The sequence below is a fragment of the Segatella oulorum F0390 genome (genome assembly GCF_000224615.1).
GTDB lineage: Bacteria > Bacteroidota > Bacteroidia > Bacteroidales > Bacteroidaceae > Prevotella > Prevotella oulorum.
Genome location: NZ_JH114215.1, coordinates 337,116 through 346,770 on the forward strand (window position 1 = coordinate 337,116; position 9,655 = coordinate 346,770).

A 9,655-nucleotide genomic window follows, 5' to 3' on the forward strand; every position below is an offset into this window, starting at 1 on the left:
TTGTTGTTTTATTTTAAACTGCAAGATGCTGGAGTATTTCTTCCAGTTTCTTAATCTCTATGTAATTTCTTCTTAAATTGATAAACCCCTTCTTTTGCAGGTTGTTGAGCGCCCGTGACACATCTAAACGGCTGTCATTAACTTCTGAAGCCAACTGTGTCATTTTAATTTTAATTGTTTTCGCGCCGGCAGGGCGTAGGCAGCGATCGGCAAAGAAGTATATAATCCGATGCTCAAGATTGGCCGAATGTAGGCGCAAGAGCCTACGTTCACTTCGTTGTGTCGCCGTGCTAAGGAGATTTAATAAGTTCATTCTGAAAATGAGATATTGGTCGCAAAGCTTCATCATCTCACTTTTCTCTATGCTGAGTATTTGGCATGACGTTTTACAACGAAACGACTTGGTGTAGAATTGCATCAATCCCCATAAGCGTTCGGGTTGCAACAATTCGGGTGCATGCAGTGTCTCGGTAATCGAATAGCTGTGATTGGCCGCAATGGTTTCAACCTCGAAGTCGCCTTTTAGAATGAAGATCAATTGGTGGCATGGTGCGTTTTCTTGCACGATGTATTGCCCCTCGTTATACGTTTCAAAGCCCAATCGTGTGTGCGTCACGACCTCTTCTAAGTCTCCTTTGCTCAATCCCTGGAACAAAGGCAAACTTAACAGTTGCTTGTAGAGTTGTAGGTCGTTTCCCATCGTCTTTCTATTTTACTATCTTATTCTCCAAGCTGGGTGAAAACCACACTTGATTCTTACCATCAGGTCCCACATAAATGAAATAGGCCATGAGCTCCTGATGCTGTTTGAGCACTTCTTTCGCACGTTCAACGCCCATCACCATAAAAGCTGTTGCATAGGCATCGGCTTCGGCACAGCTGTTAGCAATGACAGTAGCCGAGAGTAAACTGTGTTGAACGGGGTAGCCTGTGCGTGGATCTATGGTGTGTGCAAACTTCTTTTTCCCGCGATAATAGAAGTTGCGATAGTTGCCACTGGTAGCCATCGCTTTGTTGGTAATGTTCAAAACCGTTTGCAATTCTTCGTTTTCTTCGGTCTTATTATCGTTGGGTTTAGTCACGCCAATCTTCCAAGGCAGGCGCTTCTCATTTAAGCCACTGGCCACAATCTCTCCACCAATCTCAATCATATAGTTTTTTATGCCGTGGCGTTTCATCAAATCGGCCACAACATCGCTGCCATAACCTTTGGCAATCGCACTAAAGTCGAGCATGAGATGGGGGTGTTTTGTAGAAACAATGGTTTTGCCATCCACATGGTTTACTGAAATATATTGCATGCCCATGAACTTGCGTAGGCTGTCAACCTGTTGTTGATTGGGCAGTTGTTGATGTTTAAATCCAAAGCCCCATGCATTAACAAGTGGTGCAACGGTGATGTCAAATGCCCCATTTGTTGCTTGATGTATTGTTTGTGAAAGTTGCAATAAGTTGACAAACATGGGTGAAGCCACTATCTTTTTTCCTTCATTAAATCGAGTGACGGTCGACTTTTTATTAAACATTGAGAACTCTTCATCTACGCGGTTTAAAGCTGCGACAATCTCTTGATTCAAATCTTTATCATATTGATACGTCGCATGATAAATGGTTCCGAAGATGAAGCCCCTGTTGGTTTGATAAGGAACGTCTCGTTGCTGCCGTATGATGACTACGGTTCCTATGATTAAAAAGAGTAGGAATGCCGCCTGAAGATATATTTTTTTCCTTTTCTCATAGTTCAATGGTTATATTAAATTCGCCACCCAAGCGACTGTTTCCATTGCGTCCGAAACCCGGAACATACCAAGGTTCACCAATCTCCTGTTGCTGGTGGAAGAGTCTTCTTTTGTATCTCACGCTCCATCCCATGCGCAGTGCACCCCATAATTTAGCATCTAAGGCAAAGACCAATTCCAACCAGTGCTGCGATGCTTGTTGATGGTGTGCCGAAAAATCGGCGGGTTTCTTCCACACGGGGTCAATTACACCATGACTGTCAATGTCATATTTGAATGAAGTGTAAGCATATCTAAAGCCTGCATAAATGCGATAGCTGTCGTTCTTTTCTTTGTTGATGTTCCAATCCATACCGAGACGGCCATAAGGAGCCCCTGTCTGATAACTCAATTTTGTAGAAACATCATCAGCATATGCCTTTCCATAGCCCACTTCTGCTACCAGAAACCATTTATTTTTGAGGTTCACTCGCAGCGCAGCTTGATACTGACCATAGCTACTTATCATGAGTTGTGCAGGGCCAATGAGGTCGGCTGAAACAGCAATCCCGTTGAAAAAGGGTATGGAGTCGATTGCTGTTGCTGCTGCTTTCTTTTGCGCATGCAATGGTTCTGCTGCGCATAGGCTCAGGCTAATGGCTATGATTTTTAAAATAAATGAGGAAAGTGCTCGTTGTAACATTATTGGTTACGTTAGGGTTGTTAATGATAATCGAATCGATGGCATGCTTCGTATGGCTCACATGAGTGATATGGTGAAAAACCATAGGGTTGCAATCTACCGATTCAAAGTGTGGAATATTCGTTTTCCTGATTTTCACTGTGTCACGATAGCGGTTTGATGGATTGGCAACTTCATAATAGAACACATCTTCATCTTGTTGATAGCTCATGGGGAGTGTAAAGCTATCTGTTTTTTGGGCCTTGTTGATGATGACCGAATCATTGCCATCGTGCAAGTCGGCTGTGATGGTTAGGGTGTCATTTAATGTTGTAACATCTCCCGCAAGTTTATATTTGCAGTACACACTATTGTTGATACCACAGTCAATGGTTGAACATCCGGCGATGCAAAACAGCATTAATAAGAGTGCAAACAAGGCTTGTTTATGATGTAATCTCATCTTCTTTTGTTGGTAATCTGTTATACTTTTCTTCCCCATGTCTAAATGGTTTCTTCTATTTGGTAGTCGTTGCGGTTGGGATTCTGACGGCTAATGAGGTCGCCTATGAAGCCCGCTAAGAAGAATTGGCTGCCCAACAACATGGTGGTCAGGGCGATGAAAAAGTAGGGAGTGTCGGTGATTAAGCGTTGCGGAATGTGGTTAAGCAGCGCATAGGCCTTGTCGGCGCCAATACAAATAATAGCAATGAAGCCAATGAGGAACATGAGGCTACCCAAAAAGCCAAACACATGCATGGGCTTTTTGCCAAAGTTGCTGAGAAACCACAGTGTAATTAAATCAAGGTAGCCATTGAAAAAGCGGTTTAATCCGAATTTACTCGTTCCATATTTGCGCGCTTGATGGTGCACAATCTTTTCGCCAATCTTGTCAAATCCGGCATTTTTCGCCAAATAAGGAATATAGCGATGCATTTCGCCATAGACCTCTATATTCTTTACTACAGCCACTTTGTAGGCCTTCAGACCACAGTTGAAATCGTGAAGATTGTGCACCCCACTGATTTTTCGTGCGGTAGCATTGAAGAGTTTCGTGGGAATTGTCTTGGATAGCGGGTCATAGCGTTTTTGTTTATAACCTGAAACTAAATCGTAGCCTTCATCCCGAATCATGCGATAGAGTGCAGGAATTTCGTCGGGTGAGTCTTGAAGGTCGGCATCCATTGTGATGACAACGTCGCCTTTTGCGGCTGCAAATCCACAATAGAGCGCTGGGCTCTTGCCATAGTTGCGGCGGAATTTGATGCCCTTCACGTGTTCATCGGCTTTTGCTAAGTCTGAAATGACCTCCCATGAGTGGTCTGTACTTCCATCATTGACGAAAATAATTTCATAAGAAAAGTGATTTTCATTCATCACACGCTGTATCCAAGCGTGCAATTCGGGAAGAGACTCTTCTTCGTTATAAAGTGGAATGACAACTGTTATATCCATATTTTGAGTAAATGAGTTCAACGTTTAAAAAGACCGAATATGGCAATGAAAATCGAAGCAAACCAACCTGCAATCAAACCATAGGTTGCAAAGAGGAAAGCTAAGTTGAGGGGTGACATGGTTGCCACAAGCGTTTGTGCATCGTTGAGCACCTTTGTGTCAATACCGTGTTGTTGGTAGATGGGCGCAATGGCTTGCAGGGTTGCATGGAAGAGTGCTACAAGCTGTGTATTACCAAGTGTTACAAAATAAATAAAGAGCAACAAACCAAAGAGTAATGCAGCATAGAAAAACGCTGAAACACAGTAATAAAAGGCTCTGCGATAGGAAATTTTTCCTTCGAGGGCATAGTTCCTGAAAACGATGAGTCGCCAAATCATGAAGATGGGCGTGGCTAAAGTCAGCAGCCCGCCGATGGATGATTGTGGCATATATAAGCTGCTGGCAAAGGCTACGCACCAAAGTAGCCCCAAGAGCGCGCCGTCTTGTCGTGCAAAGGCCTGTGCCTGACGAAGCGATTGTGAATTAATCATTAACCAAAATTACGTTTATAAACGATACAAAGGTAGTGCTTTTTCGTTATAAATAGACATACGACCTTTAGTTTTTGTCTTATTTTTACTTTTTTGTTACCTTTGCACACAAAGAAAAAATCATCATGATATATCCCGATAATTTTGAAGAAAAGATAGGCTTCTCGGCGATACGTTCTATGTTGCAGAGCTATTGTCTGTCTCCTTTAGGCGTGACAGAAGTTGGAGCGATGCAGTTTTCTTCAGACGAAGCCGTTGTGAATGTGGCACATGCGCAAACAGATGAATATCGTTTGTTGTTAGAGCAAATGCCCGATTTCCCGCTTCTTCATGTCTTTGATGTGCGCGAATGTGTGCGCAAAGCGCGCATCTCAAATGTTCATTTAGAGGAACATGATTTCTTTGATTTGCGGCGTTCATTATTCACTATTCATCAAGTTGTGGGCATTTTACATCCTGATGCACCTGAAAATCGGGTGGGGGAGGCGCTCTATTCCCTGACAGATGGCATTGCAACACATCCGCAGTTGGTGCAACGCATTGATCAGGTGATTAATGCTTATGGGCAAGTTCGCGATACGGCCTCTCCCGAATTGGCACGCATTCGTCGAGAACTGGCGCAATCGTCGGGCACTGTTTCGCGTGTGCTTCATCGCATATTGACTACTTTTCAAGCCGAAGGTTTGGTTGAGAAAGATGTTACACCCGCTGTGCGTGATGGTCGGTTGGTGTTGCCTATTACGCCAAGTTTGAAGCGCAAAGTAAACGGTATTGTGCATGATGAGAGTGCCACTGGGCGCACACTTTTTGTAGAACCCACAGAAGTGGTTGAGGTTAACAATAAGATACGCACGTTGGAGAGTGAAGAACGGCAAGAAGTGTTGCGCATACTCACTAAGTTAACACAGTATATACGGCCGCATGTGCATGAGATTTTAGATGCGCTCCATTTCTTGGGACAGCTTGATTTCATTCAGGCAAAAGTGCGTTTCGCAGCAGCTTTTCATGCAATTTCACCGCAAGTCTCGTCAGAGCCTTACGTCGATTGGATTGCAGCACGTCATCCTTTGTTAGAAGAACGGCTGCAACGGCATAGTGCAAAGATTGTGCCTTTGGATATTAAACTCAGCGCGGAAAAGCGCATTTTAATCATCTCTGGACCTAATGCGGGTGGAAAATCGGTGTGCCTTAAGACGGTAGGATTGCTGCAATATATGTTGCAATGTGGGGTGCCTATCCCGGTGAGCGAGCGTTCGCAATGTGGCCTTTTCACCGACCTGATGATTGATATTGGTGACGAGCAAAGCATAGAGAATGATTTGTCGACCTATTCCTCACACCTTTATAATATGAAGAACATGATGCGGCAGGCGCAACCCACATCGCTCATTCTCATTGATGAGTTGGGCACAGGCACTGAACCGCAAATCGGAAGCGCCATTGCCGAAAGCATTTTGAATCAGTTCTATCGCAAGGGGGCTTGGGCGGTCATCACCACGCATTATCAAAATCTGAAGCATTTTGCCGACCATCATCCCGAAGTGGCCAATGGAGCGATGCTTTATGACCGCCACGAGATGCGTGCCTTGTTTCAGTTGGCCATCGGAAGGCCCGGTAGTTCGTTTGCTATTGAGATTGCTCGAAAGATTGGACTGCCCGAGAATGTGATTGCTGAGGCTTCGGAAATCGTGGGGTCGGATTACATTCAGAGCGATAAATATTTGCAAGATATTGTGCGGGATAAGCGCTATTGGGAAGGAAAACGCCAAACGATTCGCCAGCAAGAAAAGGATGTCGAACAGGTGATGGCGCAATATGAGCAGGCAAAGAACGATTTGCAACGGCAGCGCAAACAAATTCTTGCGCAGGCAAAGGCCGAGGCTGAGCAGTTGTTGCAAGAGGGCAATCGGCGTATTGAAAATGCTATCAAAGCTATCAAAGAGGCGCAGGCTGAGAAGGAAACGACGCGGAAAATACGCGAGGAGTTGCAGCTGTTTACGCAGGCGGTGAAGGAAGAGCCAGTAAAAGAGCAGGGCTTGTTGACTCATGATGAATTTGAAAAAAAGATAGAACAGCTTAAGCAACGCCGGCAACGCAAGGAGAAACGTAGCCAAGAAAAAGTACAACGCGAGCAACAAATAGCCGAAAAATTGCGCAACGCTGTCTCTGCGACCGCTGAAATAGCACCTCGCGCCTTGATGGTTGGCGATGCCGTTCGCATCAAAGGCACCACCACCGTAGGGCTGTTAGAGCGTATGGATGGTGCAAAGGGGGTCGTTATTTTTGGAGGAATGCGTTCGACCGTGGCGCTACAACGCTTGGAGCGCGTGAAAGACGGTGTGCAAACAGCCCCCGCAACGGCTGCTACACAACATTTAAGTCATGCTACACGCGCAACGATTGATCAGCACAAACAGCAGTTCCATCAGGACTTAGACTTGCGCGGTATGCGTGGAGATGCAGCACTAAATGCCGTGCAACACTTCATTGACGATGCTATTTTGTTGGGTATGCCGCGCGTAAGAATTCTCCATGGTAAGGGCAACGGCATCTTGCGCACGCTCATTCGACAATACCTTGCCACCGTACCCAATGTGGAACATTATGCCGACGAGCAGGTGCAATTTGGTGGTGCAGGCATCACGGTGGTTGATTTGTAAATAAACTTTAAATTAATGAACGATATTTTGCCGCTATCGATAAAAACTATACTTTTGCAATCGCTCAAAAAAAGCATACGGGCAAGTCCCTTACGGTCAGCTCCCTTGGAATCCCCCAGGGTGGGAACGCAGCAAGGGTACATGGTTGTAGCGACGCGATAAGGACAGCTTGCCCACCCGCCTCTTTAGCTCAGTTGGCCAGAGCACGTGATTTGTAATCTCGGGGTCGTTGGTTCGAATCCGACAAGAGGCTCGAAAACAACGCAAGGAGCGCATCAGATAGTTGGTGCGCTCCTTTTCTTTGCGACATCAAAACGCAACGTGGCGTGTCGTGTAACTCATCGGACGCAAGGCATAAATTTTTGGGGAACGGCAAACAATGGCGCAGAAAATATGGGTAGAAGAATCGGAGGCTGGCCAAGAAGCAGACTGAAAACCCGGCTGACGGCGAACGGATGGCAACAAAAAAAACGGGGTTTATTTTGCTACCCTGCAATAATTCATTACTTTTGCAGCCGAATTTTCATCCCTAATATAATATTATGGAGTGGTTAATAAATCTATTCACAACAACTGACTCGGTGGCGCATATTGCGCTGCTCTATGCCATCGTCATTTCGGTGGGCGTACTTTTGGGCAAGGTGAAGGTGGGCGGCATTTCGCTCGGCGTAACCTTTGTGCTATTTGCAGGCATCATCGCCGGACACATTGGCTTCACTGCGCCCACGAACATTCTGGGCTTTGTGCAAGACTTCGGTCTCATTCTTTTCGTTTTCTGCATTGGCTTGCAGGTTGGTCCCGGTTTTTTCGAGAGTTTCCGCAAGGGCGGCGTCACGCTCAACGTGCTTTCCACGGTCACCATTTTGCTCAACATTGCGGTGATGTTTGCGTGCTACTGGCTGTTTTTCGACACCCAAAATGCCACCAACCTGCCGATGATGGTGGGCACGCTCTATGGTGCGGTGACCAACACGCCGGGCTTGGGTGCGGCCAATGAAGCGCTCACCAACGTGTTTCCGGCAGGCAAGGTGCCCGAGATTGCGTCGGGTTACGCCTGCGCCTATCCGTTGGGCGTGCTGGGCATCATCGGAGCTACGATTGCCGTGCGCTACATCACGCGTGTGAAGCTCGAGCGCGAGGAGCAGCAGTTGGCCGAGCAGGAAGGTGAAAATCCACACGCCAAGCCCCACCAGATGGTGCTCAAAGTGAGCAACGAATATATCTCGGGTCGCACGCTGGCCGAGATATCGGGCTTCCTCAACCGCGATGTCATTTGCACGCGTTTGCTGCACGATGGCAACGTGACCATTCCCACGCGCAACACTATCTTCACGCAGGGCGACGAGGTGCTCATCGTTTGCACCGAGGGCGACGCACAAGCCATTCAGGCGTTTATCGGCCCTGAAATCAACACGCCCTGGCACACCGAAGCCGAGAAGCAGCCCCTCATCAGCAAGCGCATTGTGGTGACCAACCCGTCGGTGAACGGAAAAACGCTGGGCAAGATGCACTTCTCGAGCGTCTATGGCGTCAACGTCACACGCATCACCCGGCAAGGTATGGACTTTTTTGCCAGCCGCGACCACCGCTTTCAGATTGGCGACCGCGTGATGGTGGTCGGCCCTGAAGAGAATGTCAACCGCGTGGCCGAAATGATGGGCAACAGTGTGCGCCGGCTCGACGCGCCCAACATTGGCACCATCTTCATCGGCATCATCATCGGCATCCTCTTCGGCAGCATCCCCTTGGCCATCCCGGGCATGCCCGTGCCGCTGAAATTGGGTATCGCCGGCGGCCCGCTCATCATCGCCATCCTCATCGGCCGCTTTGGCTATCGGCTGAAGCTCGTCACCTACACCACCACCTCGGCCAACATGATGTTGCGCGAAATCGGGCTGGTGCTCTTCCTGGCCTCGGTGGGCATCAAGGCCGGCGCCGGCTTCTGGCACACCGTGGTGCAGGGCGACGGACTGAAATATGTCTACACCGGCTTTCTCATCACCATCATTCCCATCCTCATCATGGGCACGCTGGCGCGGCTGCGCTACAAATTCAATTATTTCACCATCATGGGCATGCTGGCCGGAACCTACACCGACCCGCCCGCGCTGGCCTATGCCAACAGCATCTGTTCGCGCGAAGAGCCTGCCATCGGCTACTCCACGGTCTATCCGCTGAGCATGTTTTTGAGGATTTTCACCGCACAGCTCATCGTGCTGTTCTGTTGCGGCGCATGACATTAGACTTAAAGATTATTTTTTTTGATTTGTTTTCGGGGGGAGTGTTTCTGTGACAGAAATGCTCCTCCTTTTTGCATACCTGAGCGTCTGAGGCAGCAGCGCCTTGGGATTTTCTGCGCCGCAGGGTTGTTTGGCAGTAGCGCCTTGGGATTTTCTGCGCCGCAGGGTTGTTTGGCAGTAGCGCCTCAGGATTTTCTGCGCCGCAGGGTTGTTTGGCAGTAGCGCCTCGGGATTTTCTGCGCCGCAGGGTTGTTTGGCAGTAGCGCCTCGGGATTTTCTGCGCTGCAGGGTTGCTTGGCAGTAGCGCCCGGGGAATTTCTGCGCCGCAGGGTTGTTTGGCAGTAGCGCCTCGGGATTTTCTGCGCCG

9 protein-coding genes, 1 tRNA gene and 1 other RNA gene are annotated in these 9,655 nt (G+C 47.8%); 4 read left to right on the forward strand and 7 right to left on the reverse strand.

From position 1 onward, the window contains the following. Positions 1–13 precede the first annotated feature (13 nt). The 6 genes from HMPREF9431_RS01420 to HMPREF9431_RS01445 are packed head-to-tail and all read right to left on the reverse strand — an operon-like array spanning position 14 to position 4,388. Positions 14–700: a Crp/Fnr family transcriptional regulator gene (locus HMPREF9431_RS01420; RefSeq protein WP_004379278.1), complete on the reverse strand. Its 687-nt coding sequence runs from the start codon at positions 698–700 to the stop codon at positions 14–16. A gap of 7 nt (positions 701–707) precedes the next feature. Next, on the reverse strand, positions 708–1,745 hold the full coding sequence (locus HMPREF9431_RS01425) for an FAD:protein FMN transferase (RefSeq protein WP_004379279.1): 1,038 nt from the start codon (positions 1,743–1,745) through the stop codon (positions 708–710). Beyond that, complete coding sequence (locus HMPREF9431_RS01430) at positions 1,735–2,421, reverse strand: DUF6048 family protein (RefSeq protein WP_004379281.1); 687 nt, start codon at positions 2,419–2,421, stop codon at positions 1,735–1,737. The genes HMPREF9431_RS01425 and HMPREF9431_RS01430 overlap by 11 nt, the downstream gene beginning before the upstream one ends. After that, positions 2,372–2,863 carry a DUF6452 family protein gene (locus tag HMPREF9431_RS01435; RefSeq protein WP_036902211.1) on the reverse strand — a complete coding sequence of 164 codons (492 nt, stop codon included), beginning with the start codon at positions 2,861–2,863 and terminating at the stop codon, positions 2,372–2,374. The genes HMPREF9431_RS01430 and HMPREF9431_RS01435 overlap by 50 nt, the downstream gene beginning before the upstream one ends. Positions 2,864–2,904: 41 nt before the next feature. Next, positions 2,905–3,855, reverse strand: coding sequence for a glycosyltransferase family 2 protein (locus HMPREF9431_RS01440; protein ID WP_004379283.1), 951 nt, complete (start codon positions 3,853–3,855; stop codon positions 2,905–2,907). A 17-nt stretch (positions 3,856–3,872) separates the two neighbouring features. Then, a complete protein-coding gene (locus HMPREF9431_RS01445) occupies positions 3,873–4,388 on the reverse strand; it encodes a DUF4199 domain-containing protein (RefSeq protein ID WP_004379284.1) in 516 nt (171 codons plus the stop codon). A gap of 125 nt (positions 4,389–4,513) precedes the next feature. On the opposite strand from HMPREF9431_RS01445, the gene HMPREF9431_RS01450 reads away from it, so the two are divergent. The 4 genes from HMPREF9431_RS01450 to HMPREF9431_RS01460 all read left to right on the forward strand — a co-directional run bounded on the left by HMPREF9431_RS01450 (position 4,514) and on the right by HMPREF9431_RS01460 (position 9,285). After that, on the forward strand, positions 4,514–7,048 hold the full coding sequence (locus tag HMPREF9431_RS01450) for an endonuclease MutS2 (RefSeq protein WP_004379285.1): 2,535 nt from the start codon (positions 4,514–4,516) through the stop codon (positions 7,046–7,048). A 79-nt stretch (positions 7,049–7,127) separates the two neighbouring features. Next, positions 7,128–7,226: signal recognition particle sRNA small type (gene ffs / locus HMPREF9431_RS12065), an RNA gene on the forward strand. Between the two features lies 1 nt (position 7,227). Then, positions 7,228–7,301: transfer RNA gene (locus HMPREF9431_RS01455), tRNA-Thr, on the forward strand. Positions 7,302–7,590: 289 nt separating this feature from the next. After that, the gene (locus tag HMPREF9431_RS01460) at positions 7,591–9,285 is read left to right on the forward strand and encodes a putative transporter (RefSeq protein ID WP_004379286.1); all 1,695 of its coding nucleotides are present in this window, start codon (positions 7,591–7,593) and stop codon (positions 9,283–9,285) included. A gap of 15 nt (positions 9,286–9,300) precedes the next feature. On the opposite strand, the gene HMPREF9431_RS13130 is transcribed toward HMPREF9431_RS01460, so the two are convergent. Then, the coding region (locus tag HMPREF9431_RS13130) for a hypothetical protein (protein ID WP_004379287.1) at positions 9,301–9,655 on the reverse strand (355 nt) is incomplete at its 5' end.